The 16,223-nt window shown below is 58.3% G+C and carries 17 protein-coding genes and 1 riboswitch; of the genes, 9 read left to right on the top strand and 8 right to left on the bottom strand.

The window, feature by feature from the left end; translation table 11 throughout:
* Positions 1-153 precede the first annotated feature (153 nt).
* Genes cecR through K5E19_RS08145 form a run of 5 tightly spaced genes read left to right on the top strand, consistent with a single transcriptional unit; the run spans position 154 to position 5,794 of the window.
* The gene (gene cecR, locus K5E19_RS08165) at positions 154-831 is read left to right on the top strand and encodes a transcriptional regulator CecR (protein WP_221550750.1); all 678 of its coding nucleotides are present in this window, start codon (positions 154-156) and stop codon (positions 829-831) included.
* On the top strand, positions 828-1,823 hold the full coding sequence (gene hlyD / locus K5E19_RS08160) for a secretion protein HlyD (protein WP_221550748.1): 996 nt from the start codon (positions 828-830) through the stop codon (positions 1,821-1,823). The genes cecR and hlyD overlap by 4 nt, the downstream gene beginning before the upstream one ends.
* Positions 1,816-3,555 carry an ATP-binding cassette domain-containing protein gene (locus K5E19_RS08155; protein ID WP_221550746.1) on the top strand — a complete coding sequence of 580 codons (1,740 nt, stop codon included), beginning with the start codon at positions 1,816-1,818 and terminating at the stop codon, positions 3,553-3,555. Before hlyD ends, K5E19_RS08155 begins: the two co-directional genes overlap by 8 nt.
* The gene (locus tag K5E19_RS08150) at positions 3,545-4,678 is read left to right on the top strand and encodes an ABC transporter permease (protein WP_221550745.1); all 1,134 of its coding nucleotides are present in this window, start codon (positions 3,545-3,547) and stop codon (positions 4,676-4,678) included. Before K5E19_RS08155 ends, K5E19_RS08150 begins: the two co-directional genes overlap by 11 nt.
* Positions 4,679-4,687: 9 nt before the next feature.
* Positions 4,688-5,794 (top strand): ABC transporter permease, encoded by a 1,107-nt coding sequence (locus K5E19_RS08145; RefSeq protein ID WP_221550743.1) that lies wholly within the window; start codon positions 4,688-4,690, stop codon positions 5,792-5,794.
* Here the strand turns inward: K5E19_RS08145 and K5E19_RS08140 are convergent.
* Positions 5,756-6,166 (bottom strand): YbhQ family protein, encoded by a 411-nt coding sequence (locus K5E19_RS08140; RefSeq protein ID WP_221550741.1) that lies wholly within the window; start codon positions 6,164-6,166, stop codon positions 5,756-5,758. The genes K5E19_RS08145 and K5E19_RS08140 overlap by 39 nt on opposite strands.
* A 133-nt stretch (positions 6,167-6,299) precedes the next feature.
* Here K5E19_RS08140 and K5E19_RS08135 point away from each other — a divergent pair, with 133 nt between their 5' ends.
* From K5E19_RS08135 to K5E19_RS08125, 3 genes are read left to right on the top strand one after another with little or no spacing between them, the layout of a single operon-like run.
* Positions 6,300-7,061, top strand: coding sequence for an endonuclease/exonuclease/phosphatase family protein (locus K5E19_RS08135; RefSeq protein WP_221550739.1), 762 nt, complete (start codon positions 6,300-6,302; stop codon positions 7,059-7,061).
* Positions 7,058-8,296, top strand: coding sequence for a cardiolipin synthase ClsB (clsB, locus tag K5E19_RS08130; protein WP_221550738.1), 1,239 nt, complete (start codon positions 7,058-7,060; stop codon positions 8,294-8,296). Before K5E19_RS08135 ends, clsB begins: the two co-directional genes overlap by 4 nt.
* On the top strand, positions 8,296-9,258 hold the full coding sequence (locus K5E19_RS08125; protein ID WP_221550737.1) for a YbhN family protein: 963 nt from the start codon (positions 8,296-8,298) through the stop codon (positions 9,256-9,258). The genes clsB and K5E19_RS08125 overlap by 1 nt, the downstream gene beginning before the upstream one ends.
* 106 nt (positions 9,259-9,364) lie before the next feature.
* On the opposite strand, the gene K5E19_RS08120 is transcribed toward K5E19_RS08125, so the two are convergent.
* From K5E19_RS08120 to moaA, 6 genes are all read right to left on the bottom strand, one after another.
* On the bottom strand, positions 9,365-10,072 hold the full coding sequence (locus tag K5E19_RS08120; RefSeq protein WP_221550736.1) for a Bax inhibitor-1/YccA family protein: 708 nt from the start codon (positions 10,070-10,072) through the stop codon (positions 9,365-9,367).
* Positions 10,073-10,136: 64 nt separating this feature from the next.
* Positions 10,137-10,589 (bottom strand): molybdopterin synthase catalytic subunit MoaE, encoded by a 453-nt coding sequence (gene moaE / locus K5E19_RS08115; protein ID WP_221550735.1) that lies wholly within the window; start codon positions 10,587-10,589, stop codon positions 10,137-10,139.
* A 1-nt stretch (position 10,590) separates the two neighbouring features.
* The gene (gene moaD, locus K5E19_RS08110; RefSeq protein ID WP_023292961.1) at positions 10,591-10,836 is read right to left on the bottom strand and encodes a molybdopterin synthase sulfur carrier subunit; all 246 of its coding nucleotides are present in this window, start codon (positions 10,834-10,836) and stop codon (positions 10,591-10,593) included.
* Positions 10,829-11,314 (bottom strand): cyclic pyranopterin monophosphate synthase MoaC, encoded by a 486-nt coding sequence (gene moaC, locus K5E19_RS08105; RefSeq protein WP_008501142.1) that lies wholly within the window; start codon positions 11,312-11,314, stop codon positions 10,829-10,831. The genes moaD and moaC overlap by 8 nt, the downstream gene beginning before the upstream one ends.
* Positions 11,315-11,317: 3 nt before the next feature.
* Positions 11,318-11,830 carry a molybdenum cofactor biosynthesis protein B gene (gene moaB / locus K5E19_RS08100; RefSeq protein WP_221550734.1) on the bottom strand — a complete coding sequence of 171 codons (513 nt, stop codon included), beginning with the start codon at positions 11,828-11,830 and terminating at the stop codon, positions 11,318-11,320.
* 24 nt (positions 11,831-11,854) lie between these two features.
* A complete protein-coding gene (gene moaA / locus K5E19_RS08095; RefSeq protein ID WP_221550733.1) occupies positions 11,855-12,844 on the bottom strand; it encodes a GTP 3',8-cyclase MoaA in 990 nt (329 codons plus the stop codon).
* Positions 12,832-12,965: riboswitch (molybdenum cofactor riboswitch) on the bottom strand. It overlaps the preceding gene by 13 nt.
* A gap of 225 nt (positions 12,966-13,190) precedes the next feature.
* On the opposite strand from moaA, the gene yvcK reads away from it, so the two are divergent.
* Complete coding sequence (gene yvcK / locus K5E19_RS08090; protein ID WP_221550730.1) at positions 13,191-14,099, top strand: uridine diphosphate-N-acetylglucosamine-binding protein YvcK; 909 nt, start codon at positions 13,191-13,193, stop codon at positions 14,097-14,099.
* A 72-nt stretch (positions 14,100-14,171) separates the two neighbouring features.
* On the opposite strand, the gene uvrB is transcribed toward yvcK, so the two are convergent.
* Positions 14,172-16,187, bottom strand: a complete 2,016-nt coding sequence (uvrB, locus tag K5E19_RS08085) for an excinuclease ABC subunit UvrB (protein WP_221550729.1) — start codon at positions 16,185-16,187, stop codon at positions 14,172-14,174.
* Positions 16,188-16,223: the final 36 nt, after the last annotated feature.

Below are 16,223 nucleotides of genomic sequence, written 5' to 3'. Positions count from 1 at the left end.
GAATAGGGGAGGACAAAAACCACAATGTCGCGAAGGGGCGGAGTGTAGCAGCTTTTGTGACGTGGCGCATAAAATATCCCTCAGCATTCCCTCGACGTAAGCGAGAATCAGGCATAATCTTAATCAATCGATTGATTAATTCTTAATGCCGCCATGAATACGACACCCACAACAACCAAAGGTGAACAGGCCAAAAATCAGCTTATCGCCGCCGCGCTGGCGCAGTTTGGCGAGTACGGGCTGCATGCGACCACGCGCGATATTGCCGCGCTGGCCGGGCAGAACATTGCGGCGATTACCTACTATTTTGGCTCAAAAGAGGATTTATACCTCGCCTGCGCCGAGTGGATCGCCGATTTTATCGGCACGCAGTTTCACCCGCACGTTGAGGAAGCCACCGCGCTGCTCGGCCAGCCGTCGCCCGATCGCGCCGCCGTTCGCCAGCTTATTCTCAACGCCTGCCATAATATGATCCGCCTGCTGACGCACGACGATACGTTGAACCTCAGCAAGTTTATCTCCCGGGAGCAGCTCTCTCCGACCGTCGCCTACCAGCGGGTACACGATCGGGTAATTGCCCCGATGCATACCCATCTGACCCGGCTTATCGCGGCCTACACCGGGCGGGATGCCAACGATACCGAGACAATTTTGCATACCCACGCCCTGCTGGGTGAAATCCTTGCCTTCCGTCTGGGCAGGGAAACTATCCTGTTACGCACCGGCTGGACACAATTTGATGAGGATAAAGCCGCGCAGATTAGCCAGGTCATCGCCTGTCATCTCGATCTGATCCTGCAAGGCTTAACGCAAAGGAGCCTGAAGTCATGAAAAAACCTGTCGCCATCATTCTGGTGGTTGTTGTGTTGCTTGCTGCCGGAGTCGGTGGCTGGCTGTGGTATCAGAGCCAGCAGGATAAAGGCCTGACGCTGTACGGTAACGTGGATATTCGCACGGTGAACATGAGCTTCCGCGTCGGCGGGCGTCTCGCCTCGCTGAGCGTTGACGAAGGCGATGCCATTAAAAGCGGACAGACGCTGGGGATGCTGGATAAAGCCCCCTACGAGAACGCGTTGATGCAGGCCAAAGCGGGGGTTTCCGTGGCTCAGGCGCAGTATGACCTGATGCTGGCAGGCTATCGCGACGAGGAGATCGCTCAGGCCGCCGCCGCCGTTAAGCAGGCGCAGGCAGCCTATGACTACGCGCAGAACTTTTACGCGCGCCAGCAGGGGCTGTGGAAAAGCCGCACCATTTCCGCTAACGATCTGGAAAATGCGCGCTCGTCCCGCGACCAGGCGCAGGCGACGCTAAAATCCGCGCAGGATAAATTAAGCCAGTACCGCACCGGTAACCGCGCGCAGGACATTGCCCAGGCGAAAGCCAGCCTTGAACAGGCGCAGGCGCAGCTGGCCCAGGCGGAGCTGGATCTGCGCGACACCACCTTAATCGCCCCGTCCGACGGCACGCTGATGACCCGCGCCGTGGAGCCGGGCAGCATGCTCAGCGCGGGCAGCACCGTCTTAACGCTCTCCCTGACCCGCCCGGTGTGGGTGCGCGCCTACATTGACGAGCCAAACCTCGGGCAGATGCAGCCGGGCCGCGAGCTGCTGCTCTATACCGACGGCCGCCCCGACAAGCCGTATCATGGCAAAGTGGGCTTTGTCTCCCCTACCGCCGAATTCACACCGAAAACCGTTGAAACACCGGACCTGCGTACCGACCTCGTGTATCGCCTGCGCATCATCGTCACCGATGCGGACGACGCGCTGCGTCAGGGCATGCCTGTCACCGTAAAAGTAGACAACGGGGAACGACATGAATGACGCGGTTATTCAGCTCAACAATCTGGTTAAACAATTTAAGGGTATGGACAAGCCTGCGGTCGCGCCGCTGAACTGCACCATACATAAAGGCTATGTGACCGGGCTGGTCGGCCCGGACGGCGCGGGGAAAACCACGCTGATGCGGATGCTGGCGGGGCTGCTGAAGCCGGATGAAGGCTCGGCCCGCGTGCTCGGTCTTGACCCGATAAATGACGACGGCGCACTCCACGCCATGCTCGGCTATATGCCGCAGAAGTTTGGCCTGTACGAAGACCTGACGGTGATGGAAAACCTGAACCTGTACGCCGATCTGCGCAGCGTCACCGGCGAAACGCGGCAGAAAACCTTCGCCCGCCTGCTGGAGTTTACCTCCCTCGGCCCGTTCACCGACCGGCTGGCGGGCAAGCTCTCCGGCGGGATGAAGCAGAAGCTGGGGCTGGCCTGCACGCTGGTCGGCGAGCCGAAAGTGCTGCTGCTGGATGAGCCCGGCGTTGGCGTAGACCCGATTTCGCGCCGTGAACTGTGGCAGATGGTGCACGAGCTGGCGGGCGACGGGATGCTGATCCTCTGGAGCACCTCCTACCTCGATGAAGCGGAACAGTGTCGGGACGTGCTGCTGATGAACGAAGGCGAACTGCTTTATCAGGGCGAGCCGACGACGCTGACGCAGAGCATGGCCGGACGCAGCTTCCTGCTGCACAGCCCGCAGGAGTCCAACCGCAGGCTGCTGCAGCGGGTGCTCAGGCTGCCGCAGGTCAGCGACGGGATGATCCAGGGCCGCTCGGTGCGCATTATTCTCAAAAAAGAGGCCTCCGCCGACGACGTTCGCCAGGCGCAGGGGATGCCTGAGATCGAGATAGAAGAGACTGCACCGCGCTTTGAGGACGCGTTTATCGACCTGCTGGGCGGCGCGGGTACGTCAGAGTCGCCGCTTGCCGCCATTCTGCATACGGTGGAAGGCACGCCGGGCGAAACGGTCATTGAAGCGAAATCGCTCACCAAGAAATTCGGGGATTTCGCCGCCACCGATAACGTCAATTTTGCGGTGAAACGCGGCGAGATTTTTGGCCTGCTCGGGCCGAACGGCGCGGGAAAATCAACCACCTTTAAGATGATGTGCGGCCTGCTGGTGCCGACGTCCGGCAAGGCGCTGGTGCTGGACATGGATCTGAAGGTCAGCTCCGGCAAGGCGCGCCAGCATCTGGGGTATATGGCGCAGAAGTTTTCCCTGTATGGCAACCTGACGGTCGAGCAGAATCTGCGCTTTTTCTCCGGCGTGTACGGCCTGCGCGGGCGCGCGCAGAACGAGAAGATCCGCCGCATGAGCGACGCCTTCGCCTTAACCAACATTGCCTCCCACGCCACCGACGAGCTGCCGCTCGGCTTTAAGCAGCGGCTGGCGCTGGCCTGCTCGCTGATGCACGAGCCGGATATTCTGTTTCTGGATGAGCCCACTTCGGGGGTTGATCCCATTACCCGCCGCGAGTTCTGGCTGCATATCAACAGCATGGTGGAAAAAGGGGTGACCGTGATGGTGACTACCCACTTCATGGACGAGGCGGAGTACTGCGACCGCATCGGGCTGGTCTATCGCGGCAAGCTGATTGCCCACGGCACGCCGGACGACCTGAAAAACCAGGCCGCCGACGATGAGGTCCCGGACCCGACCATGGAGCAGGCGTTTATCACCCTCATCCACGACTGGGATAAGGAGAATGCCCATGCGCAGTAATGCCCTTTCCTGGCGTCGGGTGCGCGCGCTATGCGTTAAAGAGACGCGGCAGATCGTGCGTGACCCCAGCAGCTGGCTGATTGCGGTGGTGATCCCCCTGCTGCTGCTGTTTATCTTTGGCTACGGCATTAACCTGGACTCCAGCAAGCTGCGGGTCGGGATTTTGCTGGAGCAACAGAGCGAAGAGGCGCTGGACTTCACTCACGCCATGACCGGATCGTCCTACATTGACGCCACCATCAGCGACAACCGACAGGAGTTGATCCAGAAAATGCAGGCCGGGAAAATTCGCGGTCTGATCGTCATTCCGGTGGATTTCGCCGCCAATATGGCGCGGGCAAATACCGATGCGCCGATCCAGGTGATTACCGACGGCAGCGAGCCGAACACCGCCAACTTCGTGCAGGGCTACGCGGAGGGGATCTGGCAGCTCTGGCAGATGCAGCGCGCCGAAGACCGGGGCGAGACGTTCGAACCGCTGATCGACGTGCAGACGCGCTACTGGTTTAACCCCGCCGCCATCAGCCAGCACTTTATTATTCCGGGCGCGGTGACGATTATCATGACGGTAATCGGCGCGATACTGACCTCGCTGGTCATCGCCCGCGAATGGGAGCGCGGCACCATGGAGGCGCTGCTCTCCACCGAAGTGACGCGCGTCGAGCTGCTGCTGTGCAAGCTCATCCCCTACTACTTCCTCGGCATGCTGGCGATGCTGCTCTGCATGCTGGTGTCAGTCTTTATCCTCGGCGTGCCCTATCGCGGCTCGCTGGTGGTGCTGTTCTTTATCACCAGCCTGTTTTTACTCAGCACGCTGGGTATGGGGCTACTCATCTCCACCATCACCCGCAACCAGTTTAACGCCGCGCAGGTGGCGCTCAATGCCGCTTTTCTGCCGTCGATAATGCTCTCCGGGTTTATTTTCCAGATAGACAGCATGCCTGCGGTGATCCGCGCCGTGACCTACATCATCCCGGCGCGCTACTTCGTGAGCACGCTGCAAAGCCTGTTCCTGGCGGGGAATATTCCGGTGGTGCTGATTATCAACACCCTGTTCTTGATGGCGTCGGCGGTGATGTTTATCGGGTTGACGTGGATGAAAACCAAACGGCGGTTAGATTAAGGAGCGCGCATGTTTCACCGTTTATGGACACTGATCCGCAAAGAGCTGCAATCCCTGCTGCGCGAGCCGCAAACCCGCGCCATTCTGGTCTTGCCGGTGCTGATCCAGGTACTGCTGTTCCCGTTTGCCGCCACCCTTGAGGTGACCAACGCCACCATCGCCATTTACAACGAAGACAACGGCAAACATTCCGTCGAGCTAACGCAGCGCTTTGCCCGCGCGAAAGCCTTTACCCACATCCTGCTGCTGAAAAGCCCGCAGGAGATCCAGCCCACCATCGACACGCAAAAAGCGCTGCTGCTGGTGCGGTTCCCGGCGGATTTCTCCCGCAATCTGGATACCTTCCAGACCGCGCCGATGCAGCTGATCCTCGACGGGCGTAACTCCAACAGCGCCCAGATAGCGGCCAACTATCTGCAGCAGGTGGTGAAGGATTATCAGCAGGAGCTGATGGAGGGCAAACCGAAGCCCAACAACAGCGAGCTGGTGGTGCGTAACTGGTACAACCCGAATCTGGACTATAAGTGGTTCGTGGTACCGTCGCTGATCGCCATGATCACCACTATTGGGGTGATGATCGTGACTTCTCTTTCCGTCGCCCGCGAGCGCGAACAGGGCACGCTGGATCAGCTGCTGGTCTCCCCGCTCGCCACCTGGCAAATTTTCGTCGGCAAAGCGGTGCCGGCGCTGATTGTTGCGACCTTCCAGGCCACCATCGTGCTGGGGGTGGGGATTTGGGCCTACGAGATCCCATTCGCCGGTTCGCTGGCGCTGTTTTACTTCACGATGGTGATTTACGGGCTGTCGCTGGTGGGGTTTGGACTGCTGATCTCGGCGCTCTGCTCGACACAGCAGCAAGCGTTTATCGGGGTATTCGTCTTTATGATGCCCGCGATTTTGCTTTCGGGCTATGTTTCGCCCGTCGAGAATATGCCGGTGTGGCTACAGGATCTGACGTGGGTAAACCCGATTCGACACTTTACGGATATCACCAAGCAAATCTATCTGAAGGATGCGAGTCTGGATATTGTCTGGGGAAGTTTGTGGCCGCTACTGGTGATTGCGGCCACGACGGGCTCAGTGGCGTACGCGATGTTTAGACGCAACATTGCGTAGCTTTTTCTCTTTGGTGAGCAACGAGACAACCGCAGGCCCTGCGAGGATGGCCAGACCCGCCAGGGCCAGCAGCAGGTTGTTTTGCAGCACGCGCGACAGCAGCCAAAGCACAATCATCGCGGCACCAAAATACCAGGTGGTGGTGAGTTCTTCGAGCACATCACCCACTTCGCGCCAACGCGCGTCATGGTGACGCTGTAAAAACAGCATCGACAGCACGGTGACGCCGTAAAGCATGCATAGCCCCAGGCCTACATGCACCAGGGTGCCGCTCATCCAGCCCATTACCAGTACGGCCACGACCAGTAAATGCAACATTATCTGCCAGCAACTTAAACCCGTTGCGACACGAACACGTTGTTGCCACTTCATGGCTTCTCTCCTGAAGGATTTTTCTCTGCTAGTTCAGACTACCGCACTTTACGGAAAATTCCGTAACGCCGCATCTTTTTGTGACGCCGACTACACTTTATTTTCATCGGGATAGTCACCCAGGAAGGTGTTTATGACCATTAAAACGCAGCATTTCTCGCTTAAGGTGCTGACGATAAACATTCATAAGGGCTTCACAGCATTTAACCGCCGCTTCATTTTACCGGAGCTGCGCGACGCCGTTCGCACCGTCAGCGCGGACATTGTTTGCCTGCAGGAGGTGATGGGCGCGCACGAAGTGCATCCAATGCATGTCGAAAACTGGCCGGATACTCCCCACTACGAGTTTCTGGCCGATACCATGTGGAGCGACTACGCCTACGGGCGCAACGCGGTTTACCCCGAAGGGCATCACGGTAATGCGGTGCTGTCGCGTTATCCGATTGAACACTATGAGAACCGCGACGTGTCGGTGGGCGAAAGTGAAAAGCGCGGCCTGCTTTACTGTCGTATCACGCCACCCGATCTGGAATTTCCCGTTCACGTTGGCTGTGTTCATCTTGGCCTGCGTGAAGCCCACCGTCAGGCACAGCTGCAGATGCTCGCCGAATGGAGCAATGCGCTGCCGGAAGGCGAGCCCGTGGTCATCGCCGGTGATTTCAACGACTGGCGGCAGCGCGCCAACCATCCGCTTAAGGTGAACGCCGGGCTGGAGGAGATTTTCACCCGCGCCAACGGACGCCCCGCGCGCACGTTCCCGGTGCGCTTCCCCCTGCTGCGCCTTGACCGCATCTACGTGAAAAACGCCCACGCCAGTAGCCCAACCGCGCTGGCGTTACTCAACTGGCGACATCTCTCCGACCATGCCCCACTCAGCGCGGAGATCCATTTATGAAATGTACATGGCAGGAAGGAAACCGCATTACGCTGCTGGAGAATGGCGATCAATATTATCCGGCCGTGTTTAAAGCGATTGATAACGCACAGCAGAAAGTGATCCTCGAAACCTTTATCTGGTTCGAAGATGAGGTTGGCAAGCAGTTGCACAGCGTGCTGCTGCGCGCCGCCCGGCGCGGGGTCAAAATTGAAGCGCTGCTCGACGGCTATGGCTCGCCGGATCTGAGCGATGAGTTCGTCAACGAACTGACCGCCGCCGGCGTGGTCTTCCGCTACTACGATCCCGGTCCCCGCTTATTTGGCATGCGCACGAACCTCTTTCGTCGGATGCACCGCAAAATTGTGGTGGTCGATGAGACGGTGGCGTTCGTCGGCGGCATTAACTACTCCGCCGAACATATGTCTGACTACGGCCCCGAAGCCAAGCAGGATTACGCGATCCGCATTGAAGGCCCGGTGGTTCAGGACATTTTACTGTTTGAGCTGGAGAACCTGCCCGGTAAAGAGGCCGTTCGCCACTGGTGGCGACGCCGCCATCGTCCGGAGGAAAACCGACAGCCAGGCGAAGCGCAGGCGCTGTTTATCTGGCGGGATAACGGCGAGCACCGGGACGACATTGAACGTCATTACCTGAAGATGCTGGCGAACGCGAAGCGCGAGGTGATTATCGCCAACGCTTACTTCTTCCCCGGCTACCGTATTCTGCATGCCATGCGCAATGCCGCCCGACGCGGCGTGCGGGTGAAGCTGATTGTGCAGGGCGAGCCGGATATGCCGATTGTCAAAGTGGGCGCACGCCTGCTGTATAACTATCTGGTGAAGGGCGGCGTGCAGATCTACGAATATCGCCGCCGGCCGCTGCACGGCAAAGTGGCGCTGATGGACGATCACTGGGCCACCGTCGGCTCCAGCAATCTCGATCCGCTGAGTCTGTCGCTGAATCTGGAAGCGAATCTGATCATTCACGATCGGCAGTTTAATCAAACCCTGCGGGATAACCTTCAGGGGCTGATCGTCAATGACTGCGTGCGCGTGGATGAGTCCATGGTGCCGAAACGCACCTGGTGGAACCTTGGCATCGGCGTGGTGGTGTTCCACTTCCTGCGCCATTTCCCGGCGATGGTCGGCTGGCTGCCCGCGCATACGCCAAAGCTTGCGCAGGTGGACCCGCCGGTTCAACCCGAAATGGAAACTCAGGACCGCATTGAGGCGGAAGACGGAGGGAAAACCTGATGTCGAAATCGCATCCTCGCTGGAAGCTGGCAAAGAAAATCCTCACCTGGCTGTTCTTTATCGCCGTCGCGGTACTGTTGGTGGTGTACGCGCAAAAGGTCGACTGGGAAGAGGTGTGGAAGGTCATCCGCAACTATAACCGGATGGTGCTGCTGGGCGCTGTGGGGCTGGTTATCGTGAGCTACCTGATGTACGGCTGCTATGACCTGCTGGGCCGCGCTTACTGCGGCCACAAGCTGGCAAAGCGCCAGGTAATGCTGGTGTCGTTTATCTGCTACGCCTTTAACCTGACGCTAAGCACCTGGGTCGGCGGCATTGGCATGCGCTATCGCCTTTATTCGCGGCTCGGCCTGCCGGGCGGGACCATCACGCGCATTTTCTCGTTAAGCATCACCACGAACTGGCTGGGCTATATTCTGCTCGGCGGCGTGATCTTCACCATCGGCGTGGTGCAGCTGCCCGCGCACTGGTATATCGACGAGGCCACGCTGCGCATTCTGGGCATCGTGCTGCTGCTGATCATCGCCGTGTATCTGTGGGCCTGCGCCTTTGCTAAACGCCGCCACATGACCATCAAGGGGCAAAAGCTGGTGTTGCCCTCATGGAAGTTCGCGGTACTTCAGATGGTGGTCTCCAGCGCCAACTGGATGGCGATGGGGGCGATTATTTGGCTGTTGATTGGTGAAGACGTGAATTACTTCTTCGTGCTGGGCGTGCTGCTGGTGAGCAGTATTGCAGGCGTGATTGTGCATATTCCGGCGGGGATCGGCGTGCTGGAGGCAGTGTTTATCGCCCTGCTCGCCGGAGAACATGTCTCTCAGGGAGCGATTATCGCCGCCCTGCTGGCGTACCGCATGATCTATTACTTCCTGCCGCTGGCGCTGGCAACGGTCTGCTATCTGGTGCTGGAGAGTCGGGCGAAGAAGCTGAGAGCGAAGAATGAGAAGGTAATGGCGAAATAAAAGCAAAACGGCAACCTTATTGCCGTTTTTAGTGTTTGTTCCCTCTCCCCGTGGGAGAGGGTCAGGGTGAGGGCACCAGACCGCACCCCCACCCGGCAAAACAACCTTAACGACGGTTGCCGAAAATACGCAGCAGCATCAGGAACAGGTTGATGAAGTCCAGATACAGCGTCAGCGCGCCCAGAATCGCGTATTTGCGCAGGTTAGAACTGTCGCGCACGTCGATCTGCTCGCCGATGTTTTTCAGCTTCTGGGTGTCATACGCCGTCAACCCAACGAAAACCACCACCCCAATGTAGGTCACGGCCCACATCAGCGCGTCGCTCTTCAGCCACAGGTTCACCAGCGACGCCAGCACAATCCCAATCAGCCCCATAAACAGCATGTTGCCCAGGCCGCTCAGATCGCGTTTCGTCGTGTAACCATACAGACTCATCACGCCGAACATTCCGCCTGTCACCACAAAGGTGCTGGCGATGGAGGAGTAAGTGTAGACGATGAAAATACTGGAAAGCGTCAGCCCGGTCAGCGCCGAATAGAGCATAAACAGCGTGGTCGCCATTCCGGCACTGAGTTTCTGCACCAGACCCGAAAGCACAAACACCAGCGCCAGCTGCGCGATAATCAGCCCAAAGAAGGTGATTTTGCTAGAGAAGATAAACATCATCAGTTCAGGCGTGTTTGCTGCATACCACGCGATAAACGCGGTAAGCAGCAGGCCGACCGTCATCCAGCCGTACACCTGAGCCATATACGTCTGCAGGCCGCTACGGGTCTGCTGTACTATTGAATCGGAACGCGGAAATCGGTCCATGATTCACTCCTGATTAAGATTAAGTAGACACACACGTTAAGAGTAACACATCCACGTAAACCGACTACCAGCGGCTGGCGGCGTGTTTATCGCTGTCGCGCGATTCCACCCAGCGGTCGCCTTCCGGCGTGGCTTCGCGCTTCCAGAACGGGGCTTTGGTTTTGAGATAATCCATAATGAACTCGCCTGCCGCAAAGGCGCTCCCGCGGTGCGCGCTGGTGACGCCGACGAAGACGATCTCTTCGCCAGGCCACATCTCGCCGATGCGGTGAATCACCGTGACGCGGCCAAGCGGCCAGCGGCTCCGAGCCTCGTCGACAATCTCCGCCAACGATTTCTCGGTCATCCCCGGATAGTGCTCCAGCGTCAGCGCCTTCACGCTGTCACCGAGGTTGTGGTTGCGCACTTTGCCTGTGAAGGTGACGACCGCGCCGTCTTCATCGCGTTCCGCCAGCCAGTCATATTCAGTGCCAACATTAAAACGCTCGTGACCGACCAGAATTCGGGTTTCAGCCATCTTAGCCCCCCGTTACCGGCGGGAAGAAGGCAACTTCATCGCCTTCCTTCAGCGGATGAGTGAACTCCACCAGCGTCTGGTTAACGGCGGCCAGCAGCTTGCCTTCGTCCAGCGCCAGCGCCCAGCGGTCGCTTTGTGCCGCCAGATGCGCGCGCAGGGCAGCGACGTTGTCGAAGGAGGCATCCAGCGTCAGGCTGTCGGTATTCACCAGCTCACGCACCTGGGCAAAAAAGAGCACCTTAATCATGGCTGTCCACCTTAAAATCACCGGATTTGCCGCCGCTTTTTGCCAGCAGGCGCACCGGGCCAATCACCATATCTTTCTGCACCGCTTTGCACATGTCGTAGATGGTCAGCGCGGCGACGGAGGCCGCGGTCAGCGCTTCCATCTCCACGCCGGTTTTGCCGGTTAAGCGGCAGAGTGACTCAATGCGCACGCGATTATGCTCCGGCTGCGCCTGCAGGTTCACTTCCACCTTGCTTAGCATCAGCGGATGGCACAGCGGAATGAGATCCCAGGTGCGCTTGGCGGCCTGAATCCCCGCGATGCGCGCGGTGGCAAAGACGTCGCCCTTATGGTGGCTGCCGTCGATAATCATCGCCAGGGTCTCCGGCAGCATAGTGACGAACGCTTCCGCGCGCGCCTCGCGCACCGTTTCGGCTTTGGCGGAAACATCCACCATATGCGCTTCACCGGCGGCGTTAATGTGGGTCAGTTGTGACATAGCTTATTTCTTTAAATGGGGATGGAAATTACACGGACGGGTACGGGCATCCAGCTGCGGGGCGATGATGTTTTCCCACGCGGTGCGGCAGGCTTTGGTCGAACCCGGCATGGCGAAAATCAGGGTTTTGTTCGCCACGCCCGCCACGGCGCGCGACTGGAGCGTGGAGGTACCAATCTCTTCAAAGGAGAGCATGCGGAACACCTCGCCGAAGCCTTCCACCTCGCGGTCAAACAGCGGGATAAGCGCTTCGGGGGCCTGATCGCCTGCGGTAAAGCCGGTGCCGCCGGTAATCAGCACCACCTGCACCTCATCGCTGGCAATCCACTGCGAAACCTGAGCGCGAATGGCGTAGCGGTTCTCCTTCACGATCGCTTTATCGACGATGTGATGACCCGCGTCATGGGCCGCATCGCGCAACCAGTGGCCGGAGGTATCATCCTCTTCGCCACGGCGGTCGGAAACGGTAAGGATAGCAATGCGTGTCGGGATAAATTCTGCGCTTACCTGACTCATCTTCTGATTCCTTCTTAAGCCTGATTACCCGCCAATGTAGGACAGGTTCTGAGTAATACCGGTATTGCCCTGATGCAGGAAGTGGGTCTGTTTTTTATGCGTCAGCGCTTCAGAAATGCGTGCTTCAAGCGCGTCCTGCTGCGCATCGTCTTCCAGCAGATCGCGAAGGTCTACGCCGCCGTCGCCAAACAGGCAAAGGTGGAGCTTGCCAACGGAGGAGACGCGCAGGCGGTTGCAGCTGGCGCAGAAGTCTTTCTCATAGGGCATGATAAGCCCAATCTCACCTTCATAATCCGGGTGGCAGAAGACCTGCGCCGGGCCGTCGCTGCGCTGGCGGATCTGGTGGATCCAGCCGCGTCTCAGCAGCGCGTCGCGCAACACCATGCCGGAGATGTGATGGCGACGGAACAGCTCGCTGCCCTCGCCGGTTTCCATCAGCTCAATAAAACGCAGTTGAATGCGGCGTGGTTTGATCCATGCCAGGAAGGTGTCCAACTGATGATGGTTTACATCACGCATCAGCACTGTGTTGACTTTGACTTTGTCGAAGCCCGCAGCGAATGCGGCGTCGATGCCGTCCATGACCTGCTGGAATTTATCCTGGCCGGTAATGGCGTGGAACTGACGGGCATCGAGGCTATCGACGCTGACGTTGATCGCCGTCAGCCCCGCATCGCGCCAGTTCGCCACGTCGCGCGCCATGCGGTAACCGTTGGTGGTCACGGCAATCTGGCGGATACGTTCGTTTTCACGCACGGCGGCGATGATGTCGGGAAAATCACGGCGCAGAGAGGGTTCGCCGCCGGTCAGACGCACTTTTTCGGTGCCGAGCTCAGAGAAGGCGCGCGTGACGCGGCGCACTTCATCCACGGAGAGAAAGCCGTTATTGGTGACGCTGCCCGGTTTGTAGCCATCGGGCAGGCAGTAGGTGCAACGGAAGTTGCACACATCGGTAATCGACAGACGCAAGTAGAAAAACTTACGCGCGAAAGCATCAGTAAGTTGTGAAGCCATGTACACCTTTCCAGATCGGGAGGCACAGTCATTTCTTTCTGTACCCTGGTGGCAAATTCGCCACGGCCAGGGCGCCATATCGTTCGACACAGGCGCCAGGGCTAGAGTGTATGTTTTCAAAAATGAAAACGTGGTTAGGGCGATAGTAGCGCGGAAATTCTGACGGCGCCATTATCGCTTTACGCTATATAATCATCTATATAGCGAATCAATCCTGCATTTTCGCTACAGAATACCTAAAAACCGCATTTTCACATTGATATACGTCATTTTGCATCGGGTGAGGCATCGTCTTTTAGGGGTAGTTAGGTTACTGTTACGCGATCGAACGTGATAAGGAATACCTATGCGCAATCGCACTTTTGCGGATCTTGACCGAGTGGTCGCTCTTGGCGGAGGCCACGGCCTGGGCCGCGTCATGTCCTCATTGTCGTCACTTGGCTCAAGGCTGACAGGGATAGTGACCACCACCGATAACGGTGGCTCAACGGGGCGGATCCGACGTGCCGAAGGCGGGATTGCCTGGGGAGATATGCGCAACTGTCTGAACCAGTTAATCACCGAACCGAGCGTCGCGTCGGCGATGTTTGAGTACCGTTTTGGCGGTAATGGCGAACTTTCCGGGCATAACCTCGGAAATCTGATGTTAAAGGCTTTAGATCACCTGAGCGTGCGGCCTCTCGAAGCCATCAACCTGATCCGTAATCTGCTAAAAGTGGATGCATTCCTGATCCCCATGTCTGAACAACCGGTCGATTTGATGGCTATCGACGCTGAAGGGCATGAAGTTTACGGCGAGGTGAATATTGACCAACTCCTCCTGCCGCCAACGGAGCTAATGACCTATCCGAGCGTACCCGCCACGCGCGAAGCGGTGGAAGCCATCGGGGAAGCGGATCTTATCCTGATCGGTCCAGGCAGTTTTTACACCAGCCTGATGCCCATTCTACTGGTAAAAGAGCTGGCGCAGGCGCTGCGCCGCACCCCTGCCCCGATGGTTTACATCGGTAACCTGGGCCGTGAACTGAGTCCGGCGGCGGCGAGCCTGTCGCTGGCAGACAAGCTTGAATTAATGGAGCATTACGTCGGCAAGAAAATCATTGACGGCGTAGTCGTGGGCCCAAAAGTGGATGTAACAGGGATTGGCGATCGTCTGGTGGTGCAGGAGCCGCTGGAAGCGAGTGATATTAAGTATCGTCATGACCGTCACCTGCTGCGCGAGGCGCTGGAGAAGGCGATTCAGGCGCTGGGTTAGGTTCGTTTTGTGCGGCCTGATGCCCTCACCCCGGCCCTCTCCCACGGGGAGAGGGAGAAAACAACGCTTTACTCACGATGCCGCGATGAAAAGATCCCGCAGTTGATGAAGCTGGTCGCGGATCTGCGCCGCCTCTTCGAACTCCAGGTTCTGCGCGTGCTGCATCATCTGCCCTTCCAGCTCGTGGATTTTCTGCTGCAGCGCTTTCGGCGTCAGCACGACGGTATCTTCTTCCACCACTGAACGCGCCTTGCCGCGGCCTTTCGCTTTGGTTTTGGCAATGTTCTGACCCAGCGCCAGAATATCCACCACCTTCTTGTTCAGCCCCTGTGGCGTAATGCCGTGCTCTTCGTTGTAGCGCTGCTGTTTCTCGCGGCGGCGCTCCGTTTCGCCAATCGCTTTCGCCATCGACGGGGTGATTTTGTCACCGTACAGAATCGCTTTCCCGTTAACGTTACGCGCGGCGCGACCGATGGTCTGGATCAGCGAACGCTCGGAACGCAGGAAGCCCTCTTTGTCCGCATCCAGAATCGCCACCAGCGAGACTTCCGGCATATCCAGGCCTTCTCGCAGCAGGTTGATCCCCACCAGCACGTCAAACTCGCCCAGACGCAGATCGCGAATAATCTCCATGCGCTCGACGGTGTCGATATCCGAGTGCAGATAACGCACCTTCTCGCCGTGCTCTTCCAAATACTCGGTCAGGTCTTCCGCCATGCGTTTGGTGAGCGTGGTCACCAGCACGCGCTCGTTGATCGCCGAACGGGCGCGAATTTCCGAGAGCAGATCGTCCACCTGAGTGGCCACCGGACGAACTTCAATAATCGGGTCAAGCAGGCCCGTTGGGCGCACAACCTGATCGACAACGTCTTCACCGGATTTCTCCAGCTCGTAGTTGCCCGGCGTGGCCGAGACGTAAATGGTTTGCGGCGCGAGCGCCTCAAACTCTTCAAACTTCATCGGGCGGTTATCCAGCGCTGACGGCAGGCGGAAGCCGTACTCCACCAGCGTCTCTTTACGCGCCCGGTCACCGCGGTACATCCCGCCGATCTGCGGGATCGTGACGTGGGATTCGTCGATCACCAGCAAACCGTCTGCCGGAAGGTAGTCAAACAGCGTCGGCGGCGGCTCGCCCGGCCCGCGCCCGGAGAGGAAGCGCGAGTAGTTTTCAATGCCGGAGCAGTAGCCCAGCTCGTTCATCATCTCAAGGTCGAACTGGGTGCGCTGGCTCAGGCGCTGCTCTTCGAGCAGCTTATTGTTCGCCAACAGCACCTTGCGGCGGTCGGCCAGCTCTACTTTGATCTCTTCCATCGCCTGCACGATACGCTCACGCGGCGTCACGTAGTGCGTTTTCGGATAGATGGTAAAACGCTGGATCACCGATTCAATGTGTCCGGTCAGCGGATCGAACAGCGACAGGCGTTCAACCTCTTCGTCAAACAGCTCGACGCGAAGCGCCATATCGTCTGATTCCGCCGGGAAGATGTCGATCACCTCACCGCGTACGCGGAACGTCCCGCGCTGGAACGCCTGATCGTTACGGGCATACTGCAGCTCCGCCAGACGGCGAACGATGGCGCGCTGGTCGATGATCATCCCCTGCGTCAGGTGCAGCATCATCTTGAGATAGAGATCCGGATCGCCCAGACCGTAGATCGCGGAAACCGATGCGACGACGACCACGTCGCGACGCTCCAGAAGCGCCTTAGTGGCCGACAGTCGCATCTGCTCGATGTGTTCGTTCACCGAGGCGTCCTTCTCAATGAAGGTGTCAGAGCTCGGCACATAGGCTTCTGGCTGGTAGTAATCGTAGTAGGAGACGAAATACTCCACCGCGTTTTCGGGGAAGAACTCTTTCATCTCACCGTAGAGCTGCGCCGCCAAAGTTTTATTGGGTGCCAACACCATCGTGGGGCGCTGGAGATCCGCAATCACGTTGGCGATGGTGAAGGTTTTACCCGAGCCGGTTACCCCCAATAGCGTCTGATGCGCCAGCCCATCTTCCAGCCCCTCTTCCAGACGGCGGATGGCCTCGGGCTGATCCCCCGAAGGACGGAAAGCAGAATTCAATTTGAACGGTTTACTCATGGGCGACAACCTGATGACGTTATAAGCGGCAGGTGA

The sequence above is a fragment of the Enterobacter sp. RIT637 genome (assembly GCF_019718755.1).
Lineage (GTDB): Bacteria > Pseudomonadota > Gammaproteobacteria > Enterobacterales > Enterobacteriaceae > Enterobacter.
Note: the sequence above shows the minus strand (reverse complement) of the source record. Positions and strands in the feature narration are given on the sequence as shown.